This is a genomic window from Roseovarius lutimaris (genome assembly GCF_900115165.1).
GTDB lineage: Bacteria > Pseudomonadota > Alphaproteobacteria > Rhodobacterales > Rhodobacteraceae > Roseovarius > Roseovarius lutimaris.
This window is the reverse complement of sequence record NZ_FOVP01000007.1, coordinates 24,696-46,677: the sequence shown is the minus strand read 5'-3', so window position 1 is coordinate 46,677 and position 21,982 is coordinate 24,696. Positions and strand designations below refer to the sequence as shown.

Sequence of the window (21,982 nt, the reverse complement as noted above, 5' to 3'; positions counted from 1 at the left end):
AGGGACTTACCATGTCAGATAGCATTCGCCAAAAAGCCGAGGCCGCCCTGGCCGATGTCGAGGCCGTAAGCCGCGCCGTCCTGCCCGCCCCGGCAGAGGCCGGCGCGATTGTGGCGCTGGACAAGGCCGATGCCAGGGCCAGTGCCGAGATCACCAGCCGGATGGCCGAGATCGACATGGGCGATACTCAGTCGATCGTCTCGTTCGGTTCTGCCGCGCAGGCCGAATTGCAGGAAATCAGCCAGGCCATGCTTCAGGGCGTGCGCAACAAGGATGTGGGCCCGGCAGGCGACAGCCTGCGCGGGATCGTCACCACGATCCGCGGCTTTGCGGTAAGCGAGCTTGACGTGCGCCGCGAGCGCAGCTGGTGGGAAAAGCTTTTGGGCCGCGCCGCGCCCTTTGCCAAGTTCACCGCACGGTTTGAACAGGTCCAGGGCCAGATCGACAGGATCACCGATGACCTTCTGAGCCACGAGCATACCCTGCTCAAGGACATCAAATCGCTTGATATGCTCTATGAAAAGACCCTGGCGTTTTATGACGAGCTTGCGCTTTATATCGCCGCCGGCGAGGCCAAGTTGAAAGAGCTCGACACCAAGGACATCCCCGCTGCCGAGGCCGCCGTCGAGGCCGCGCCGGAGAATGATCAGGTGATGAAAGCGCAGGAATTGCGCGATCTGCGCGCCGCGCGCGACGATCTTGAGCGCCGGGTGCATGATCTCAAGCTGACCCGTCAGGTGACGATGCAATCGCTGCCTTCGATCCGTCTGGTGCAGGAAAACGACAAGAGCCTGGTCACCAAGATCAACTCGACGCTTGTGAACACCGTGCCGCTCTGGGAAACCCAGCTTGCGCAAGCGGTGACGATCCAGCGCTCGGCCGAGGCCGCCGCTTCGGTGCGCGCCGCCAATGATCTCACCAACGAACTGCTGACCGCGAACGCCAAGAACCTGCGGTCGAGCAACAAGATGATCCGCGAGGAAATGGAGCGTGGGGTGTTCGACATCGAGGCGGTCAAACAGGCCAATGCCGATCTGATCGGCACCATTCAGGAAAGCCTCCAGATCGCCGACGAAGGCAAGGCCAAACGCGCCGCTGCCGAGGACGATCTCAAGAAGATGGAGGCCGAGTTGCGCGACACGCTGGCCTCTGCCAAGGCGCGCAAGGATGGTGTGGGCGACAACGCCGGCACCTCCGTGCCCAAAGGCTGAGGCATGACGTTGGGGTGGCGCGAGGTCACAAGATCAGGGCTTGTCGTGCTTGGGTTGTTGGCGATGGCGGGCTGTGACGCGGTGGCGCCGACCCCATCCGCGCGCCCGGTCGGGCGCCCGGCGGGCCTTGTGGCGCCGCCTGCTTCTGCGGCGCCCTCAGCCAATAGCCTGGCATTGGCGCAGTATTACCGACGGCTTGAGGCGGACCTGCTTAATCGCGGGCTGTTGCGCCGCGATGGCGGCGGGCCGGACACGCCCTATACCGATACCGATCTGGCGCGCAATTTCGAGCGGATCGCGTTTTACGACGAATATGCGCAGGGGGCCGGATTTCGCCCCTCGACCGGGCGGGCCGGCGGTCTGCGCAAATGGGATCGACCGGTGCGCATGGCGGTAGAGTTTGGCCGCTCGGTGCCCGATGAGCAGCGCGCCCGCGACAAGGCGATGGTCACGGATTATGCCACGCGACTGGCCCGCATCACCCGCCACCCGATCAGTGCGAACAGCAGCAAGCCCAATTTTCATGTGCTGATCATGGGCGAGGATGATCGCGGCGAGGCGCTTGCGCGCATTCGCCAGATCGTGCCCAATGCGGGCCCGTCGACGATTGCGATTTTCCGCGATATGCCGCGTACCATCCACTGTCTGGTGGTGGCATTTTCCGGCGAGGGCGAGGATTTCACCTATCGCCGCGCCATCGCCTTTATCCGCGCCGAGCATCCCGATCTGATGCGGCAATCCTGTGTGCATGAAGAGTTGGCGCAGGGCCTTGGTCTTGCCGACGACAGCCCGCAGGCGCGCCCCTCGATCTTTAACGACGACGATGAGTTTGCACTTTTGACAACCCATGACGAAGAGTTGTTGCGCCTGCTCTATTCCCCCGATCTTTTGCCGGGCATGACCGCCGATCAGGCGCGCCCGATCATCCGCCGTCTGCTTGACGAACGCAGAGGCGGCCCGGTCTAAACCGCGATACAGGAGTTTCCCGATGTCCATTTTCGATTTCCTCTCAGGTCAGTTCATCGACGTCATCCACTGGACCGACGACACCCGCGACACCATGGTCTGGCGGTTCGAGCGCGAGGGGCATGAGATCAAATACGGCGCCAAGCTGACGGTGCGCGAAGGTCAGGCGGCGGTGTTTGTGCATGAGGGGCAACTGGCCGATGTGTTCACGCCCGGTCTTTACATGTTGGAAACCAACAACATGCCGATCCTGACCACGCTCAACCATTGGGATCACGGCTTTCGCTCGCCGTTCAAATCCGAGATCTATTACGTCAACACGACCCGGTTCAATAACCTGAAATGGGGCACCAAGAACCCGATCATGCTGCGCGATCCGGAATTTGGCCCGACCCGCATCCGCGCCTTTGGCACCTATACGGTGCGGGTCACCGATGCGGCCAAGTTCCTGACCGAGATTGTCGGCACCGATGGCGAATTCACCATGGACGAGATCAGCTATCAGATCCGCAACATCATCGTGCAGGCCTTTTCGCGCATCATCGCAGGGGCGGGCATTCCGGTGCTCGACATGGCCGCCAATACCGCCGATCTGGGCAAGCTGGTGGCGACGGAGATTTCCGCCGTGGTGGCCGACTATGGCCTGAGCATCCCCGAGTTCTATATCGAAAACATCTCGCTTCCCCCCGCCGTAGAAGCGGCGCTGGACAAGCGCACCTCAATGGGGCTGGCCGGTGACCTGAACCGTTTCACGCAATATTCGACCGCCGAGGCAATGACCGCCGCCGCGCAAAACCCCGCCGGGGGCGGTGGTATGGGCGCGGGTCTTGGCATGGGGATGGGCATGGCGATGGCCCAGCAGATGGCAGAGCAAGGCCCCTGGGGCGCTCGTCCGGCCTCTCAGCCGGCCTCGCAAACCCCGCCACCGCCGCCGCCGGTGGAGCATGTCTGGCATATCGCCGAGGGCGGCGAGACCAGCGGCCCATTTTCCAAGGCCGCGATGGGGCGGATGGCGCGCGAGGGCAAGCTGACCCGTCAGACCCATGTCTGGACCCCCGGACAGGACGGCTGGATGCTGGCCGAGGATGTGGCCGAACTGGCGCAACTCTTTACCGTTCTGCCGCCGCCGCCGCCCGGAGCCTGAAGCCGATGCGTCGCCGCGCATTCAATTACATTCCATAAGGCCCCGCAGCGCCATGACAGATATCACACCGCCCCCCGCGCCCGGAGCGACCGCGAAGACAGACCTCGGCGAGCACCGCTTTCCTTGCCAAAGCTGTGGCGCCGATTACCGGTTCGATCCCGATCGCGGGCAATTGGTCTGTGACCACTGCGGCGATACCTGCGCCATCGACACCGGCGGCCCATGGACGGGCGGCATCCGCGAGCTTGACTTCAACGCCGCGATCAACGCCCAACTGCCCGCACAGGAGATCGAGGAAACCCGCGTTACCACTTGCACAAGTTGCGGCGCGCAGGTTGCGCTTGACGAGGCCACCCATGCCAGCGAATGCCCGTTTTGCGCCTCGCCCGTGGTCACCGATACCGGCACCCATCGCCATATCAAACCGCGCGCGCTTTTACCCTTTGGCCTTGACGAGGGCACCGCACGCAAGGCGATGACCGACTGGCTTGGCCGCCTTTGGTTTGCCCCGAACGGCCTGCGCGAATATGCCCGCAAGGGCCGCGCGATGGAGGGGATTTACGTGCCCTACTGGACCTTCGATGCCGATACCAAATCCGCCTATCGCGGCGAACATGGCACGATCTATTACGTCACTCAAAGCGTGGTGCGCGATGGCAAGACCCGTCAGGTCAAGGTCGCCAAGGTTCGCTGGCGCGCGGTGTCGGGCCGTGTCGCGCGGTTCTTTGATGACGTGCTTGTGCTGGCCTCGACCTCTTTGCCGAAACGCTTTACCGACGCGCTTGAGCCCTGGGACCTGGCCGCGCTTGAGCCCTACCGCCCGGAATATCTCGCCGGGTTTCGGGCCGAGGGTTATACCGTCGAACTTGAGACCGGCTTTGCCGAGGCGCGCAGCCATATGGACCGGGTGATCGCGCGCGATGTGCGCTTTGACATCGGCGGCGATCGCCAACGCATCCACGACATCCAGACCCAGGTGAGCGATGTGACCTTCAAACATATCCTGCTGCCGGTCTGGCTTGCGGCCTATAAATATCGCGGCAAGACCTATCGCTTCGTGGTCAATGGCCGCACCGGGCAGGTACAGGGCGAACGCCCCTACTCGGCCTGGAAAATCGCCTTTGCAGTGCTGATCGGTGCTGTTATTGCGGCGGGTGTGGGTTATGTCGTGGCTTTGAATCAAGGGGGGCTCTGAGCCATGCGATCGAGCCGCAACATCCAGATTGTATCGGCCCATGCGGGCGGCGAGGTTGGCGATGTCATCACCGGCGGCGTGGCCCCGCCCCCCGGCGCCACGATGTGGGAAAAGTCCCGCTTTATCGCGCGTGACGATCAATTGCGCCAATTCGTTCTGAACGAGCCGCGCGGCGGGGTGTTTCGCCATGTGAACCTGCTTGTGCCGCCGGTCAATCCGCGCGCCGATATGGGGTTTATCATCATGGAACCCGCCGACACCCCGCCAATGTCCGGCTCAAACACGATCTGCGTCGCGACCGTTCTGCTGGAAACCGGCATTCTGGCGATGTCAGAGCCAGAAACCCACCTTGTGCTTGAGGCGCCAGGCGGCCTTGTGGCGGTGCGCGCCGAATGTGCGGGCGGCAAAGTCACGCGCATTCGCCTGCAAAATCTGCCCTCCTTTGCCGCGCATCTTGACGCCACGCTTGATGTGCCGGGCCTCGGCGAGATCACCGTCGATACCGCCTTTGGCGGCGATAGCTTCGTGGTAGTCGATGCCCCGGCGCTTGGGCTTGATCTTGTGCCCGACGCGGCGCGCAACCTGGCAGAGCTTGGCACCCGCATCAGCGCCGCCGCCACCGCGCAGCTTGGCTTTCACCACCCGGGCAATCCCGACTGGCGCCATATCTCGTTCTGCCTCTTTGCCACCGCGCCAGTGACCACTGATACCGGCCTTATGGCGCGCCACGCGGTGGCGATCCGCCCCGGCAAGATCGACCGTTCGCCCACCGGCACGGCCTTGTCGGCGCGCATGGCCTTGCTGCACGCGCGCGGTCAGATGGGCGTCGGCGATCACTATAGCGCGACCTCGCTGATCGGATCTCGCTTTGACGGCACTATCGTTGACACGTTAGAGATGAGCGACACCGCCGCGATTCTGCCCGAAATCTCGGGACAGGCCTGGATCACCGGAACGCACAGCCTGATGCTTGACCCCGATGATCCCTGGCCGCTTGGCTATCGCCTGTCTGACACATGGCCCGGCGCGCAGGAGGCCCCGCAATGACCGATGATTTCTCCAGCCTTCGCAACACGCTTGATGCGCGCCATTCCTGCCGTGGCTTTCGCCCCGATCCGGTGCCCGACGCCACTATCCGGCAACTCGTCATGGCCGCAGGGCGCGCGCCATCATGGTGCAACGCGCAGCCATGGAAAGTCACCGTCACCCATGGCCCCGAGACCGCGCGCTTTCGCGACGCCCTGCTCGGCGCTGTCGAGCGCGACACACCCGCCCCCGACCTGCCCTGGCCCGAAAGTTATCCCGGCGCCCATGGCGCGCGCCGCCTTGAATGCGGTCTGCAACTCTATGAGGCCGTGGGCATCGCGCGAAATGACCGCGCCGCGCGGGCCGAACAATCCTTGCAAAACTATCACTTCTTTGGCGCACCGCATGTCGCCATCATTCAGTCCGAGGCCGCCCTCGGCCCCTATGGCGCGATGGACACCGGCGGCTTTATCACCGCCTTCACGCTGGCGGCCACGGCACTTGGCCTCGGCAGTATCGCCCAGGCCTCGGTTGCGGCCTATGCCCCGATGATCCGCGCGCATTTCGATCTTCCCGAAAACCGCCTGATCCTCTGCGCGATCTCCTTTGGCTGGCCCGATCCACAGCACCCGGCCAACAATTTTCGCACCACCCGCGCCGATCTCGGCGACATCTACGACCCACGGTAAAGGTGCCCCATGCGTGCCCTTTTACAACGTGTCAGCGAGGCCAGCGTTCGCGTTAACGGCAAACTTATCGGCCAATGCGGCCCCGGCCTTCTTATCCTGATCTGCGCCATGCAAGGCGATACTGAGGCCGCCGCCGATCAACTTGCCGCCAAGATCGCCAAACTGCGCATCTTCACCGATGCAGCAGGCAAAATGAACCGCTCTATCCTTGATGTCGACGGCTCGGCGCTGGTGATAAGCCAGTTCACCCTGGCCGCCGACACCAGCCGCGGCAACCGCCCCGGTTTTTCAAGCGCCGCCGCCCCTGATGATGGTCGCCACCTCTATGAACATTTCGCGGCCCGGATCGCCGCGCAGGGCATCGCCACCCAAACCGGTCAGTTCGGCGCCGACATGAAAGTAAGCCTCACCAACGACGGCCCCGTCACCATCTGGATCGACACCTAAATCCCTTCTTCTGGCCAACAATATCCCGGGGAGTTTGAGGGGCAGCGCCCCTCATCTTGAATCCGGAAAAAGCGCGCCGAAGGCGCTCCGCTGGATCAGACCCCTTGCCCACCAAGCGTCGGGTCATAGGAGACAAGTTCGACCGTATTGCCCTCGGGGTCTTTGGTAAACACACCACGCCAGCCGATCCAGCCAAACTCCTCGACATGCCATTCAAGGCCCCGGGCCTCATACCAGCGTTCCACGGCGGCTTGCTGCCGTCGCGGCAGGCTGAGCGCAAGGTGATGCAGCGAGGACTGCAGGCCCGTCGCGACTGGCCCCGTGACCTCAAACAATGCCAACACGGCGGTATGTCCCTCAACCCCATTGCCAAGCCGGAAAAAGCGAATTCCATCACGGTGCGCGCCCTCCAGCGGCACCAGACCGATCACATCGCTGTAAAACCTGCACATCGCATCAAAGTTACGGCAGCGAATGGCGATTTCGCCCAATCCGCGCACCTCAAAGCCTCGCTCGGTCATGCCACTCTCCTAGGGTTCGCGGAGCGCCTGTTGCGATTTGTAGAGCGGTTTCAGAAGATATTGCAACACCGTCTTTTCACCGGTGTGCAACTCGACCTCGGCCTGCATGCCGGGGCGGATTTCGATGCCCGTCTGGCGGGGCGTGAGCGCGCTCATATCCACGCGCAGCGTCACCTTGTAATGCGGATCGCCATCGGGATCGCGGGCACGCTCATCCTTGAAGGTATCGGCCGAGATGAAATTCACCTGCCCCTTGAGGGTGCCGTAAATCGTGTAATCATAGGCCGTCAGCTTGATCGTCGCCTCTTGACCGCGCCGGATATTGGCAATGTTGCGCGGCTCGACCCGGGCCTCGACAAACATCTCTTCATCCAGCGGGATGATCTCAAGGATCTCTTCGCCCGGACGCACGACGCCACCGATTGTGGTGACGTTAAGGTTATTGACGATCCCGCGCAGCGGGCTGTGAAGCACCGTGCGGTTGAGCTGATCCTGACTGGATTTGAGGTTCTGCCTGAGCGTCGCCAATTCCTTGAGCGTCTCGGAATAGGCCTCGGCACGCTCAAGCTCGGCCTGGGTGACAATCTCGTCATAGCGCTTTTGCGCATCGGCATGGGCCTTGCGCGCGCGGGTCACTTCGATCAGGGCGACGATCTTGCGTGCAAGCAGGTTCTCCAACAGGCGCTTTTCCTCGGCCGCCTGTTTCAAAACGCTCTTGGCGCCCTCGCTGCGCTTGACGAAATCCTCCTGGCGGGCCTTCAGCAGGGCGCGTTCCGAGGCGATCATATCCGCCGCGCGCGCGCCCAGATCAGCGGGCACCGTGAAATCATATTGCCCGGCAAGCTCGGCCTCAAGCCGCAGGCGGCGCACGTCAAGCGCGGCGATCTGATCGCTCAGGTCGACAACGGCGCTTTCAAACTGGGTGTCGTGCAGCCGCGCAAGGATATCGCCGCGCGCCACCACATCGCCCTCCTGCACCAGAAGCTCGGCCAGAATGCCGCCTTCAAGGTTCTGGATGATCTGCGGGCGCGACGTGGAAATAAACTCGCCCTGCGCGCGCACGATCTCGTCGATCCAGGCAAAGGCCGCCCAGAGGATGAACGCCCAGACCGTCAGCGCACAGAGCCAGATCGTAAGGCTCGGTCCGCGCAGACGGTCATTCAGCTCGGTCAGAATGCCGGCGGTGGTACGGATGTCGGCATTGCTCATCTCAGGCACCTCCCTGCCCGTTTGGTCCGGCCTGCGCCAGATGCGCAAGCACCTGATCGCGCGGCCCATCCACCGCCATGCGCCCGGCCTGAAGGATCAGGGTGCGGCTGGTCAGCGACAGGATCGGCATGCGATGCGTGGCGATGATCGCCGTGCGCCCCCTGAGCCAGGTTTCAAGCCGACTCACCAAAGTCCGCTCAAGCGTCTGGTCAAGCGCCGCTGTGGGTTCGTCCAGCAGGCAGATCTTCGGATCCTGAAGCCAGAGCCGCGCCCAGCCGATGCTTTGCCGCTGGCCCTGGCTCAACCCATGACCGCCATCCAGAATTTCAAGATCCAACCCTTTGGGGTGGTTCTTCACGAACGGCCCCAGACCGGCAAAATCAAGCGCCTGCATCAAACGCCCGTCGTCGCGTTCCAGCAGCGTCAGGTTCAGATTCTCGCGCAGGCTTCCGGTGAAAAGCCGCACATCCTGTCCCAGATATCCGATCAGACGGCGCAAATCGCGCGGCGCGATCTGGCCCATATCGGTGCCATCCAGAAGAACCCGGCCCTTGCTGGGCGCATAAAGCCCCGAGAGCAGTTTGAGGAACGTCGATTTGCCCGAGCCATTGGTGCCCAGCACCGCCACCGCCTGCCCCGGCTGAATGGCAAGACCTGCGATGTCCAGCACCGGCGCCGCGCCTTCGTCGTAAGTGAACTGCACCTCGCGAAGCTCGAAGGCGCCCTCGATCCGGTCGCGGCGCAAATAGCTGCGCCCGTCTTCCTCATCCTGCGTGGCCAGGGCAATCGTATCAAGCCCGTTGAGGGCAGATTTGACATTGCCCCAGCGGGCGAGAGTGCCGCTCAACTGGGTCAGCGGGCCAAGGGTGCGGCTGGTCAGGATACCGACCGCGATGATCGAACCGACGGTGAATTCACCGGCAAAGACAAGATAGGTCCCAAGGATCACGGCGCCGATATAGGTTGCCTGCTGCACGCCCTGCGCCCAGAAGGTCAGCGCCGAGGCAAGGCGACGCTGTTCGCTGGATTTAAGCGCCTGAAGCGCCGTCAGATCGCCCCAGAGACGACGAAACCGGTCCTCGGCGCGCTGTGTCTTGAGGGTATCAAGCTCAAAGATCGCCTCGTGCAACAGCCGCGCACTGCGCGCACCCGCCCCCTGCATATCCTGCGTCAGCCGCATCATCCGCTTTTGCAGCAAAAACCCCGGCACCACCATGATGATCCCGCCCGCGATCAGCACCCAGACCACATTGCCCGCAATCGACGCGACAAGCGCCAGAAACACCACGATAAACGGCAGATCGGTCAACGTGCCAATGGTCGAGGCGGTGAAGAACTCGCGCACCGAGCCGAATTCGCGCATCGCGCTGAACAGGTTCGAAGGGCTCTTGCTGGCCAGTTCGGATCGCATGCCAAGCAGGCGATCCATCAGGATTTTCTGTACGTTCAACTCGATCTGGCGCCCGGCCCCATCCATCAGCCGCGCCCGCGCGATCTTGAGACCCGCCTCCATCACCAGCGCCAGACCGGCGCCGACGGCCAGCACCCAAAGCGTGGCCTCGGATTGATGCGGAATCACCCGATCATAGACCTGAAGCGCGAAAAGCGCGACCGCGACGGCCAAAATATTGGCCACGAACGACCCAAGCGCGACCTCGCCGATGTGCCGCTGAAACCCGGAAAATTGCGACCAGAACCAATGCGCCCGGGCCTCGGGCAAGTCATGCACCCGGCTCAGCTGTTGCACCGGCGCCTCGGCGCGCACGATCATGCCGGTAAAAAACGGCTCGAATTCGGCCAGCGACACCTCGGTGCGATCATCGGTGCAGGTGGTGTCATGGATCACCAGCCTGTCGCGCTCCTGTCCGAGCACCAGCACGAATTGCCCGCTGGTCATCTGCGCCAATGCAGGCCAGCGATCAGGATGCGGATGAGCCACGGTTTCCACCCGCGAGATCAGACCGACGGCCGCAAGCCCGTCGGCAAGCGCCTGCGGCTGGGGCTGGTCGTTGGCCGGGCCGTTGGCATCGCTGGCGATCATCGCCTCAAGGATATCGCGTGCCATGACATCGACCCCGAGAAGCGCTCCATAGCTTGCCCCAAGCTTGGCACGTGCCTCGGCCCGCGCCCCGAAGCGCGACACCGGCATCGCCTCGCCTGCGCCCTCGGTGGCGGCCCTTTGCAAGGTTGCGCCCTTGGTGCCGCTGGTGATGGTCAGGGCGATCGGCGCTTTGCTCAAATCCGGCTCCCGTCCGCCAAGAGGCCGAGGTGACGGGCAATTTCCAGCCGAGCCAGGGCCAGCTCATATTTCAGGCTGACGGCGCGGGTCTGACGCTCGGCAAAGGTTTCATAGACGCCGACCACATCCATGACCTGACGCTGACCGGAATCGTACTGGTCCTGAAAGAGATCGAGATTGGCCTTGGCGGCACTGCTCAGGGCGCTTGCCTCACCAACCTGCCGCGAAAGCGCGGCAAGGCGCGCCTCAAGACGTTGCAGAATGCGGTTGCTGTCTTCTTCGGCTTGGCTCACGCGGCGGCCTGCGGCCTCTTTCTCGGCCTCGATGGCGCGCATCTCGGCGCCGGTCCCCAACCCCAAAAGCTGTTCCGAGCGCAGGTTAAGGCCGAGGCCGCTGCCATTCTCGCCAATCGTGCCACCCGCCGTCAGGCCCGGCAGAAGACCGGCGCGCGCCATGACCGCCCCTGCGACATCGCGCTCTTTCTCGGCCTCGGCCCTCAGCACATCAAGCGGTTCGGCGTCGTCGATGTGGATCGGCACTTCGCTCAGTCCCTTGACGCCGTCAAGCGGGCGCGCCGACATCGCGTTAAGCTCTGCCAAGGCAGTGGTTTCGGCCTCGGCCTGCCCGGCCAGCGTGGCACGGATTTCGGCCAGCTTTTGCCCCAGGATATTGAGGTCGGACATATCCGACACGCCGCCTTTGACGCGCTCGGACATGATATATTCAAACCGGCTCATGTCGGCGAGGGTGCGGGTCTCAAGCACGACGCGTTCGCGCGCTTGGGCCGCATCAAGATAGAGCGACAGACCGCTAAACACCCGGTCGTTCACGTCATCGCTCAGCGTCACGGCGGCGACCTCGACATCGGCCTTGGCAAAGGCGCGCTCGGCCTTCTTGCGACCATTGTCAAACAGCACCTGTTCGACGATCAACTGCGAGACGACATCGCTCAGACTGGTGAGGCTGATGTTCGGGCCGATCCGCGGCAGCCAGTTTTTCGACGCCGCTTCGGCCCGCAAACGCGCGCTCAGAAGGTCGGATTCCGCGCTGCGGCTATAGGCGCCAAGCACGCCGCTGGCGACCTGATCGAAACTTCCGCCGGGGACAAGCACGCTGCGGCGGCTCTGAAGATCGGCAATGATCGGAGATCCGGCGGCCTCTTTCTGACGCGCCACCTGATCGGGGCGCAGGCCCGCGTCCGAATTGAATCGCGACACACCCTCGTCGGATCCTGACATGCACCCTGCCAGCAAGACACAGGCGGCACCTGCCGCCAGCCAGCGCGCTGATCTTTGCCCCTGCCCCATGGTTCGCCCTCTGATCGGGTTGTTTTTTTGGGGGGCGCGCAGGCATTGGCCCGGCGCGCCCCGGTCTTGGTTCAGGTCACGACCTGAATGTCATCGTCGACCACCAGCGTGGCGTCGGTGCTAAGGGTGTAGACATCATAGGTCTGGCCGTCGATCTGGGTCGTGCCCGCCGATTGCGCGCCCGAAATGGTCAGATGATCATCCGCCCCACCCTGAATCAGCACCCTGTCGCTATTGCCCGACAGCGCCAGAATCTGTTCTTCGCTCAACGTAAGCTGGGCCTGATCGCCAAACCGCAGGTCGATGGTTTCGATGTCAAACGCTGCCAGGTTCGGGTTGGCGATATTGACCACCGAGGTGCTGGTTTCATCCAGCACCACATAGGTGCTTGCGGTATTGCCGCCGGGATCGGTTGCGCTCACCACAAGTTGCGAACCGTCAGAGACCGGCTGAATACCACCGGCATCATCGAGAAAGAAATAATCCGTCTCGCCGGTAAAGGCGTTGGCCTGTTCGCCAAGGGCCAGCTCTTGAACATTGCCGCCCGCATCGACCTGATGAATGCTGATCTCGTCTTCGTTGGTTTCAACCGTCGCATTGCGATAGCCGCCGCCCTCACGGAAATAGCCGACGATACCCGGCGTATCGGGCGCCACCATGTCATAGGTCAGCGTTTCGGTGATCGTGTCGGTATTGCCCGCCCAGTCGGTGGCGTTGATCACCATGTCGGTGCTGCCGTCTTCCTGCGGGATATCCGCTTGCGGAACAAGCAGCGTCCAATTGCCCGCGCTGTCCACGGCGGCGTCATAGCTACGGCCAAAGACGTCGATCGTGGCGCTCGATCCGGGCTCGACGCGGCCGGAAAGCTGAAGCCCCCCCTGCGCCTCGGCGATATTGACCACATTGTCAGCGGTGATCGGCCCCTGAAGCGACAGCTCATCGACAAAGGTGTCGATCTGAACGGTATCGGTCAGGACCGCCTCGTTCCCGGCGGGATCGGTCACATCGACGCGCAGATCCGCAAACCGCTGTCCCGAGCCGATTTCATTCGCCGCGAAATTGGCCAGCCAGTTGCCATTCCCGTCAACCGCCGCCGCGTGGCGAACACCGTCGATGGTCACAAACACCTGCGAGCCGGGCTCGATCGTGCCGGTGACACTAAAGCCTTGTGTGGCGACATCGTTGTTGATCACATTGCGGCCGTCTTCGGTGATCGCGATATTGAGATCACTCAGGTTGAGGTTTTCAACCTGCGTGTCCACATGCACGCTGGCCTCGACAAAGGTCGGGTTGCCCGCAGCATCCTGGGTGCGCGCCGTAACCTGCGGATCATGTGTACCGCGGGTGATTTCCTGACTGCTGTAAAGACTTTGCCACTGGCCGTTGGTATTGGCCTGCGCCGCATGTTCCACGCCATCCAGCGTGACGATCACGGTGGCGCCCGGATCGGCGGTGCCGGTGACAAGAACGCCCGCATCCGCCTCGGCGCCATTGATCACACCATCGCCGCCAATGCTGGCCGCGTTCAGCGTCAGCTGCCCCGCCTCAGTATCGACCGACACCGACTGACGCAGTTCAGAGGTGTTGTTGGCGGCGTCGGTCGCCACCGCCACCACATCGGCAACATAGGTGCCTGCGGGAATTTGCCCGCCGGTAAAGGTCGCGCTCCAGCTTCCGTCTGCGGCAACATCGGCGCTCACCTGCGCGCCGCGGAACGTCGCCACCACGCTCGAGCCGGGCTCGACCTGGCCGGTCATGGTAAAGCCGTCGCCTTGTTCGGCGGCGTTGATTACCGCATCGGCGCCGCCGGGCGTGCCCGACATCGCGAAATCGCGCACCTCGGTGTCGATATGAAAGGTGCCGGTTGTCTGGCTCGGGTTGCCCGCCGCATCAATCGTGCTCGCGGTGACCGTGGCCTCGGACTCTCCGGCCTGAATGTGGCTTGCGTCGAATTGAGCCGACCAGTTGCCAGCACCATCGACAAGCACATCCCGCTCGACATCGCCAAGGGTGACGCGCACCGTGGCACCGGGCGCGGATGTGCCGGTGACCTGGAATCCGGCGGCGGCCTCGGCAAAGTTGACCACCCCGTCGCCACCGATGGCGGCGCCGTTGATCGTGATCGGGTGCGGCACCGTGTCGATCGCCAGAGCATCCGTCACCGTGGTCGAGTTGCCAAAGCTGTCGGTCGCGGTGATCAGCACCTCGGCCTCACGCTCGCCGCCCGCAAGATCGGCAGGGTCAAATGTCACCGCCCAGTGGCCATCGTCACCGATGACAGTGGTCTGTTCCTGACCGTCGACCACGACCTTGATTGCGGCGCCAGGCTCACCCTGACCGGCAATATCGACGCCATCCTCGTAATCCTCGGCGTTGACCACGTGATCTGTGGCGACCGTACCCTCCTCTACCGTTACCTCGGGTGGCGTGGTGTCGATCACGATCGACGGGCCATCCAGCGTGGTTTCGGTGTCATCGGGCTCGGTCACGACGACAACCACGTCATGCTCGCCATCCTCGGGGAAGGTATCGCCCTCGAAGACAACATCCCATTCGCCGCTTTCATCAATAACGGTTTCAACGGTCTTGTCGCCAATGGTGACCCCGACATCCGAGCCGGGCTCGCCGCCACCGGTAATCGCGATCGTGGGGTTATCCGCGTCATCGCCACCAATGGTGATGGTGCCATCCTCATTGACCGACGGGGGTATGCGGGTCGGACCACCGCCACCGCCATCGCCGCCACCGCTCCCGGCGCCAATCACGGCCGCCGCAGCCAGACCGGCCGCCCCGGCCCCGCCAAGGCCCAGCAGACTCCCGCCTGCCAGAAGACCGGCCCCGAGCATCGAGACCTCGTCATCGCCCCCTACGGGCACGGTGACGTCATCGCCACTCAGAAAAATCAGATCCTCGGTTGGGCTCCACTTGCCCCACTGCTCGGTCGGGCCGTATTGCGCGTAAACCGTGCCTTCAGCACCCTCAATCAGGCTGACCTCATTCAAATAGCCATCCGCACTGATAAACAGACGGGTTTGCGCAACACCTGTGCCGCCGTAATAATCATCCAGCACAACCACCCGGCCATCCGCCAGGGTGATCACCAGATCGCCGCCATCCCGGGAGTACCCGTGAATGTCGGTCTGTCTAAGATTCAGGGAAATTTCCTGTCCTTGGCTTGCCGGAATAACCGTCACACCATCCTGAGCCAAAACCGACCCACGCTCAGACACACCCGCACTTGTGCGGGCGACATAATCAATCGCTCTCATAACACCACCACTCTAGCCTCAGAACGTAATACTTTTGCGCATCACTTTATTTTTCTGCCTCATAAATACCGTTTTTGGGCCACAATCGCTAGGTGTTTTTTGTCTGATTCGCACAAAATAGCCCTATTTGACAGATATTTGGCGGAGTGAGACTGAATTCACACACTCAGCCACAACCCAGAGTCGAACGCGCGCATTCTCACCTCGCTTTTGGCGAATGTCGGGCGGTCAAAACCGGTCGCAGGGCTTGACGAGGTCGATTTTGACCAACAAGGTCAAACAGTTTCATAAAACCCGAACCGCCAAGGATATCCCCGTGCGCACCATGCTTTCCGATACCGTTGCGCTGTTGCGCGATCTCATTGCCTTTCCGACCGTTTCGGAAATGAGCAATCTCGATATGATCGCCTATCTCGCGCATGTTCTTGAAACCCACGGTGCACGGGTGGATATTTTTCACGACGAGATCGGGCACAAGGCCAATCTTTTCGCCACAATCGGCCCGGAGGTGGACGGCGGCATCGTTCTGTCGGGGCATTCCGACGTGGTGCCCGTGGCCGAACAGGATTGGGCCAGCGATCCGTTCGAATTGATTGAACATGACGGCCACCTTTACGGGCGCGGCACCTGTGACATGAAAGGCTTTATCGCCGCCGCCACCGCCATGGCCCCGGTCTTTGCAGAACAGGTCAGGGATCGCCCGCTGCATTTCGCCTTTACCTATGATGAAGAGGTCGGATGCTTTGGCGCGCAGGCCCTGGTCGACAGCCTCAAGGCCAAGGGCATTCGCCCCGGCGTGGCCATCATCGGCGAGCCGACCAGCATGCGCATCATCGAGGGCCACAAGGGATGCTATGAATACACCACCCACTTTAGTGGCCTTGCGGGCCATGGTTCGGCCCCGAACCGGGGGGTGAATGCGGTGGAATATGCCGCGCGCTACATCAATCGCCTGCTGGCGCTCAAGGATGCTTTGCGCGATCGCGCACCAGCCGACAGCCGCTATGAGCCGCCCTGGAGCACGATCAACACCGGCAGCGTCAAGGGCGGCGTGGCCCATAACGTGATTGCCTCGAATGCCAGCATCGAGTGGGAAATGCGCCCGGTTCAGGCCTCGGACGCGGCGTTCGTCAAGGACGACCTGCGGCACTATTGCCAGGAGGTGCTCTTGCCCGCCATGCGCAGCATCTGCCCGGATGCCGACATTGTCACCGAAGTCATCGGCGAGGTCGACGGGCTGGAACCTGCGGAAAAGAACGAGGCCAAGGCGATCCTGATGGAATTGACCGGCAGAGATACCGCCGAGCTTGTGCCCTTCGGCACCGAGGCCGGGGTCTTTCAGCAATACGGCATGTCGGCGGTGGTCTGTGGGCCGGGCTCCATTGATCAGGCTCATAAACCCGATGAATATATTGCGCTTGATCAGCTTCAGCAATGCATCGACATGCTCGCGCGTCTCGGCAGCAGACTGGCCGCCTGACCGCTCATTCGCCGTTTACCGCGAGATTTCACTAGGGAAAAACGCGTCTTCGCCGTATCCTGCGGAACAGCGGTGGTGATCGTATATTTTTTCTGGAAATCCAACATGGGACGGCATCCGCTACTGCCCTTCGTCTAGGGCATGGTTGGGCCGCGGTGTAGATATGTCACTTAAAATCATCGGATCGGGCTTCGGACGCACCGGAACCATGTCAACGAAGCTGGCCCTCGAACATCTTGGCTTTGGCCCCTGTCACCATATGGTCGAGGTCATGGAAAACCCGGCCCAACCCGCCCATTGGACCAGCATCGCCGCAGGCAGGCCAGTAGATTGGGACGCGGTCTTCAAAGGCTATAACGCCCAGGTCGACTGGCCCGGCGCAGCCGTGTGGCAGCAAACGATGGTCGCCTTTCCCGAGGCCAAGGTGATCCACACCGAACGCCCCGAAGAGGCATGGTGGAACAGCTTCAACATCACGATCAGCAAGTTTTTCACCAACGCCCCCGACATGGACTTGCCGCCACATGTTCACGACATCTTTCGTACGATGTCGGGCTGGTTCCTGAAGAATACATTCGAGGACCACACCGACCGCGACTGTGCGATCGCCGCATTTCGCGCGAACAATCAGGCGGTGCGCGCTCTGGTCCCGGCATATCGTCTACTGGTGTTTCAAGTCACGGATGGCTGGCAACCGCTCTGCGATTTCCTTGATGTGCCCGTTCCCGATATCCCCTTTCCCCGCAGCAACCCGCGCGACGAATTCTGGGCGCATTTCGGCGGCGAGCCAGACTAGCGCAGCAGGCGAAACGGGATCGGCACGCAATCGGTCGCGTACGCGGCCCACCAACCTCAGCGCTTGCGGAAGGTCAGGTAATGCGGCACGCGCCCCTCGCGCAGGGCTTTTTGCTCGTAGCGCGTCGATATCCAGTCATCCCAGGGTTCGCGCCAATCGGCCGGGCGCTCTGCCAGCCACTCAAATCCGTGGCGTGGCACCTCTTCAAGGGTTTGGCGGACATAATCGGGAATATCCGTTGCCACCCTCAAAATAGCGCCTTTTTTCAGAACCTTGCAGAGCGGTGTTAAATACTCTTGCGTGACAAACCGGCGCCGGTGATGGCGCTTTTTCGGCCAGGGATCAGGATAAAGAAGAAATGCCCGCGAAATTGAAGCCTCCGGCAGAACGTCAAACATGTTGCGCACATCGCCGGGATAAACCGCAATATTTTCCGCCTCGGCGGCGCGGATTTTCCCCAGAAGCATGGCCACGCCGTTGATGAAAGGCTCGCACCCGATGATCCCCACATCAGGGGTCTGCACCGCTTGGTGCACCATATGCTCACCCCCGCCAAAGCCGATCTCAAGCCAGACGTCTTTTTCACCAAAAAGTGGTTTCAGGTCAATGGCTTCTCGGTCGGGGTTCACGTCCCAATCGACCGCCCCCGGCGATAGTTTCGCCAGATCTTCGTCAAGATAGGCCTCTTGGCTTGGCCGCAGGGTCTTGCCCTTGAACCGGCCATAAAAGTTGCGCCAGGGCGCACCTGAGGGATGTGTGTCGCGCTTCATATACGGTTAAACCGGCACGCGAAGTTCGCGTGCCAGCCCCTTGATTAAACGGCCTTTGTCAAAGCCTCGATCAGATCCGTGCGTTCCCAGCTAAAGCCGCCGTCGGCCTCGGGGGCGCGCCCGAAATGGCCATAGGCGGCCGTGCGCGAATAGATCGGACGACACAGGTCAAGATGCTCGCGGATGCCGCGCGGGGTCAGATCCATGCAGGCATCAACCGCTTTTTCGATCTGCATGTCATGCACCGCGCCGGTGCCATGCGTATCGACATAGATCGACAGAGGCTTGGCCACACCGATCGCATAGCTCAGTTGCAGGGTACATCGTTTCGCAAGCCCCGAGGCCACGATATTTTTCGCCAGATAGCGCGCCGCGTAAGCCGCCGACCGGTCGACCTTGGTCGGGTCCTTGCCCGAGAACGCGCCGCCGCCATGCGGGGCCGCACCGCCGTAGGTATCCACGATGATCTTGCGCCCGGTCAGGCCCGCGTCACCATCCGGCCCGCCGATCACGAAGGTGCCGGTGGGGTTCACATGCCATTCGGTGTTCTCGCTCAGCCAACCGTCTGGCAGAACCTCCTTGATGTAGGGTTCGACAATGGCACGGATGTCATCGCTGGTCTGGCTTTCATCCGCGTGCTGCGTCGACAGCACAAGCTGGTTCACCTCGACCGGCTTGCCATCGACATAGCGCAGGGTGAGCTGCGATTTCGCATCCGGCCCAAGCGTCGGCTCGGCGCCGGATTTGCGCACCTCTGCCAGCCGTTTGAGGATCGCGTGCGAATAAAGGATCGGGGCCGGCATCAATTCGGTGGTTTCATCAATGGCATAGCCGAACATGATACCCTGATCCCCGGCCCCGTCACGATCAACGCCCTGCGCGATATGCGCCGATTGCGAGTGCAACAGGTTCTGGAACGACAGGTTCTGCCAGTGGAACATTTCCTGTTCGTATCCGATATCGCGCACACAGTCGCGCACGATGTCCTCGATCCCGCCCATGAAGGTCTTGAGGCGATCCGGGTTCGACAGGCCGACCTCGCCACCGACCACGACACAGTTGGTCGTCGCAAAGGCTTCGCAGGCCACACGCGCGTTTGCCTCTTCGGCCAGAAACGCGTCAAGGATCGCGTCAGAGATGCGGTCACACACCTTGTCGGGATGCCCTTCCGAGACCGACTCGGAAGTGAAGAGATAGTTCTGTCTTGCCATGAAAACGCTCCAATAGATTATTCCGTCACGCCAGGAAGCCGTTGTGACGAAGTCGCGCTTGGTTACGCCTCTGCCCTGCCAGCGTCAATCTCTATATGCCGGGGCTGCGCCGCCTGTTGCCGAGGCGCGACAGCCCGATCAGCAGGATCAGCAGCACCAGCATCGCCAGATCGCCGGTCCTGGCATAGATCGTCGGCGGCAAGGGCGGCGGCAGCGGCGCGTCGCGCCACCCCGACCGCCCCATCGGGATGCGGGCGGTGATCTGGCCTGTCGCGTCGATCATCGCCGAAACGCCGGTATTGGCGACGCGGATCATTGGCAGGCCCTGTTCGGCGCTGCGCAGCCGGGCCTGTGCCAAATGCTGATAGGGGCCAGACACCTGCCCGAACCAGGCGTCATTGGTGATAAGCAGCATGAAATCGGGCCGTTCGGGGGCGGCGCGCACATCTTGCGGGAACACCCCCTCGTAGCAGATCAGCGGCAAGGCCCGCCCCAGATCGCCCATGTCGATCACCTGCGCGCCCGGCCCCGGGGAATACCCCTGCCCCTCATTTGCGGCGAGTCCGTGAATGCCGATTTTCCCAAGCCAGTCGCCATAGGGCACATATTCGCCAAAGGGCACCAGATGGTGCTTGTCATAGACTGCCGCCACGGTGCCGCCCGCCTCGACCAGCGCCAGCGAGTTGTAAAGCCGCCGACCGTCATAGCGTTGCAGACCGACGACCACCGGCACGCCGCCGGCGGCGGCTGAAATCACCTCAAGCGTCGGCGCGGCGGTGTTGAGCATGACCGGCACCGCCGTTTCCGGCCAGACGATCAGATCGGGGCGTTGCTCGCCCGCCTGTGAAAACAGGATCTGGCGGTCGAAAAACCCCTGGATCTTATCGGCCTGCCATTTTTCATGCTGCGGCGCATTGGGCTGAACAAGGCGCACAGTTGGCGCCCCCTCGGGCGCCGCCGCCTCGGGGCGCAGAACCATGCCCAGAGGCCAGAGCAAGCCGAGCACAACCACCACCAGAGCGGCTCCACGCAGGCCCGACACCGCATACCAAAGCGCCGCAGCGCCGCCAAGCACAAGCGCCGTCAGCCCCAGAGACCCCGCATAAGAGGCCCAGTGCAGCAGGCCCGTATCAATCAGCACATGCCCCGGTTGTGCCCAGGGAAAGCCGGTGAAAACATATCCGCGCGCGGCCTCGGCCAAGCCAAGCCCGCCGATAAATCCCGGCGTCCCGCCCCCCGCCGCACGGCCAAGCGCAAGCCCCGCCGCGAAGAACAGCGCCAGCCCGGCCGCCAGACCGATCAACGCAAAAGGCGCCATCCAGCCGTGGCGCGCCACATCGACCAGAAACGGCTCGACGATCCAGCTGAGCGCAAGCAGGAAATAGCCAGTGCCAAAGACCCAGCCAAGCCACGCCGCCTGGCGCCATGTCGTGGTGGTGAGAAACAGCCCGAAAAGCAGTGCGAACATCGCATAGGTCGCAGGCCAGAAACCAACCGGCGCTTGCCCCAGGGCGGCAAGCGCGCCGGTGACAAGAACGATCAGCCATCGGCGCAGAGGCGCCATGGCCGAAAGGCGGCACAAGGCCCGCTCTGGCAGGCCTGAAAGCCTAGCCATTCACCGGCTCGGCAAGGCGGACCCGCAGGCGTTTCACCCGGCGCGGATCGGCCTCCATCACCTCGATCACCGGACCGGCGGGATGTTCGATCACCTCACCGCGCACCGGCACCCGGCCCAGCAGCATGAACACCAGCCCACCAAGCGTGTCGATTTCCTCTTCATCGACCGAATCCACATCGGTGAGCGATTGACCGATCTCGGCCTCGAAATCCTCAAGCGGGGTTTTGGCGGCCGCGACGTAACAGCCGGGGCTTTCCTCGCTCCAGAAGTGGCCCTCGTCGATGTCATGCTCATCCTCGATCTCGCCGACCACCTGTTCGATCAGATCCTCGATGGTGACAAGCCCGTCAACACCGCCATATTCGTCAATCACAAGCGCCATATGGCGTCGCTCGGCCTGCATCTTTTGCAAGAGCACACCAATCGGCATCGACGGCGGCACAAACAACAGCGGGCGCAGCATCCGCTTGAGCGAGAACCGCCCGCCATTGCCGTTGAACCCGTGTTTCAGCGCAAAATCCTTGAGATGGACCATGCCGATCGGCGTATCCAGCGTACCCTCATAGACCGGCAGGCGGGTCATCCCGCTGTTACGGAAAATATGCACCAGATCGTCTTTGGTGATGCTGGCGGGCACCGAGACGATTTCAGCCTTGGGAATAGCCACGTCTTCGACCGCCATGTCACGCAGGTTGCGCATGCCAAAGCCGCCATTGGCCGGCGTCGCATCCTCGTGCTCGTCCATCTCTGTGTCATCGCTGGGGTTGAATACCCCGATGATCCGGCGAAAAAAGCCGCCTGTCTCTTCACTTGCCGTCTGGTCTTCCGGCTGCGCGCTTTGCGCCGCGTTAGAAGACCCGTCGATACTCTCGCCCATCCGTCTC

General features: G+C 62.5%; 18 protein-coding genes and 1 riboswitch. Of the genes, 9 read left to right on the top strand and 9 right to left on the bottom strand.

Annotated features, from left to right (window positions below; translation table 11 throughout):
- Positions 1-11 precede the first annotated feature (11 nt).
- The 7 genes from BMZ91_RS07535 to dtd are packed head-to-tail and all read left to right on the top strand — an operon-like array spanning position 12 to position 6,678.
- Positions 12-1,211 carry a toxic anion resistance protein gene (locus BMZ91_RS07535; RefSeq protein ID WP_092836506.1) on the top strand — a complete coding sequence of 400 codons (1,200 nt, stop codon included), beginning with the start codon at positions 12-14 and terminating at the stop codon, positions 1,209-1,211.
- A 3-nt stretch (positions 1,212-1,214) separates the two neighbouring features.
- Positions 1,215-2,177 (top strand): DUF2927 domain-containing protein, encoded by a 963-nt coding sequence (locus BMZ91_RS07530; RefSeq protein WP_092836503.1) that lies wholly within the window; start codon positions 1,215-1,217, stop codon positions 2,175-2,177.
- Positions 2,178-2,199: 22 nt separating this feature from the next.
- The gene (locus tag BMZ91_RS07525; protein ID WP_092836500.1) at positions 2,200-3,321 is read left to right on the top strand and encodes an SPFH domain-containing protein; all 1,122 of its coding nucleotides are present in this window, start codon (positions 2,200-2,202) and stop codon (positions 3,319-3,321) included.
- A 52-nt stretch (positions 3,322-3,373) separates the two neighbouring features.
- Complete coding sequence (locus tag BMZ91_RS07520; protein WP_092836497.1) at positions 3,374-4,516, top strand: TFIIB-type zinc ribbon-containing protein; 1,143 nt, start codon at positions 3,374-3,376, stop codon at positions 4,514-4,516.
- Between the two features lie 3 nt (positions 4,517-4,519).
- A complete protein-coding gene (locus BMZ91_RS07515; RefSeq protein ID WP_092836494.1) occupies positions 4,520-5,563 on the top strand; it encodes a trans-3-hydroxy-L-proline dehydratase in 1,044 nt (347 codons plus the stop codon).
- The gene (locus BMZ91_RS07510; RefSeq protein ID WP_092836491.1) at positions 5,560-6,231 is read left to right on the top strand and encodes a nitroreductase; all 672 of its coding nucleotides are present in this window, start codon (positions 5,560-5,562) and stop codon (positions 6,229-6,231) included. The genes BMZ91_RS07515 and BMZ91_RS07510 overlap by 4 nt, the downstream gene beginning before the upstream one ends.
- 9 nt (positions 6,232-6,240) lie before the next feature.
- Positions 6,241-6,678 (top strand): D-aminoacyl-tRNA deacylase, encoded by a 438-nt coding sequence (dtd, locus tag BMZ91_RS07505; RefSeq protein ID WP_092836488.1) that lies wholly within the window; start codon positions 6,241-6,243, stop codon positions 6,676-6,678.
- A gap of 95 nt (positions 6,679-6,773) precedes the next feature.
- Here the strand turns inward: dtd and BMZ91_RS07500 are convergent, their stop codons facing one another.
- From BMZ91_RS07500 to BMZ91_RS07480, 5 genes are all read right to left on the bottom strand, one after another.
- Positions 6,774-7,199 carry a VOC family protein gene (locus BMZ91_RS07500; RefSeq protein ID WP_092836485.1) on the bottom strand — a complete coding sequence of 142 codons (426 nt, stop codon included), beginning with the start codon at positions 7,197-7,199 and terminating at the stop codon, positions 6,774-6,776.
- 9 nt (positions 7,200-7,208) lie between these two features.
- The gene (locus BMZ91_RS07495; RefSeq protein ID WP_092836864.1) at positions 7,209-8,408 is read right to left on the bottom strand and encodes an HlyD family type I secretion periplasmic adaptor subunit; all 1,200 of its coding nucleotides are present in this window, start codon (positions 8,406-8,408) and stop codon (positions 7,209-7,211) included.
- A gap of 1 nt (position 8,409) precedes the next feature.
- On the bottom strand, positions 8,410-10,647 hold the full coding sequence (locus BMZ91_RS07490) for an ATP-binding cassette domain-containing protein (RefSeq protein WP_177193813.1): 2,238 nt from the start codon (positions 10,645-10,647) through the stop codon (positions 8,410-8,412).
- On the bottom strand, positions 10,644-11,885 hold the full coding sequence (locus tag BMZ91_RS07485) for a TolC family protein (RefSeq protein ID WP_245736248.1): 1,242 nt from the start codon (positions 11,883-11,885) through the stop codon (positions 10,644-10,646). Before BMZ91_RS07485 ends, BMZ91_RS07490 begins: the two co-directional genes overlap by 4 nt.
- Before the next feature lie 140 nt (positions 11,886-12,025).
- Positions 12,026-15,223 (bottom strand): hypothetical protein, encoded by a 3,198-nt coding sequence (locus BMZ91_RS07480; RefSeq protein ID WP_092836479.1) that lies wholly within the window; start codon positions 15,221-15,223, stop codon positions 12,026-12,028.
- Positions 15,224-15,548: 325 nt separating this feature from the next.
- Between BMZ91_RS07480 and argE the strand changes: the two genes are divergently transcribed.
- Together argE and BMZ91_RS07470 are read left to right on the top strand one after the other, a co-directional pair.
- Positions 15,549-16,703: an acetylornithine deacetylase gene (gene argE, locus BMZ91_RS07475; protein ID WP_092836858.1), complete on the top strand. Its 1,155-nt coding sequence runs from the start codon at positions 15,549-15,551 to the stop codon at positions 16,701-16,703.
- A 163-nt stretch (positions 16,704-16,866) separates the two neighbouring features.
- A complete protein-coding gene (locus tag BMZ91_RS07470) occupies positions 16,867-17,499 on the top strand; it encodes a sulfotransferase family protein (protein WP_092836476.1) in 633 nt (210 codons plus the stop codon).
- A 56-nt stretch (positions 17,500-17,555) separates the two neighbouring features.
- On the opposite strand, the gene trmB is transcribed toward BMZ91_RS07470, so the two are convergent.
- The 4 genes from trmB to BMZ91_RS07450 all read right to left on the bottom strand — a co-directional run bounded on the left by trmB (position 17,556) and on the right by BMZ91_RS07450 (position 21,975).
- Positions 17,556-18,269 (bottom strand): tRNA (guanine(46)-N(7))-methyltransferase TrmB, encoded by a 714-nt coding sequence (gene trmB, locus BMZ91_RS07465; RefSeq protein ID WP_092836473.1) that lies wholly within the window; start codon positions 18,267-18,269, stop codon positions 17,556-17,558.
- A gap of 44 nt (positions 18,270-18,313) precedes the next feature.
- Positions 18,314-19,480 carry a methionine adenosyltransferase gene (gene metK / locus BMZ91_RS07460; protein WP_092836470.1) on the bottom strand — a complete coding sequence of 389 codons (1,167 nt, stop codon included), beginning with the start codon at positions 19,478-19,480 and terminating at the stop codon, positions 18,314-18,316.
- Positions 19,481-19,485: 5 nt separating this feature from the next.
- A riboswitch (SAM-SAH riboswitch) is annotated at positions 19,486-19,533 on the bottom strand.
- A gap of 38 nt (positions 19,534-19,571) precedes the next feature.
- Positions 19,572-21,095 carry an apolipoprotein N-acyltransferase gene (gene lnt, locus BMZ91_RS07455; protein WP_092836468.1) on the bottom strand — a complete coding sequence of 508 codons (1,524 nt, stop codon included), beginning with the start codon at positions 21,093-21,095 and terminating at the stop codon, positions 19,572-19,574.
- A complete protein-coding gene (locus tag BMZ91_RS07450; protein ID WP_092836465.1) occupies positions 21,088-21,975 on the bottom strand; it encodes a CBS domain-containing protein in 888 nt (295 codons plus the stop codon). The genes lnt and BMZ91_RS07450 overlap by 8 nt, the downstream gene beginning before the upstream one ends.
- Positions 21,976-21,982: the final 7 nt, after the last annotated feature.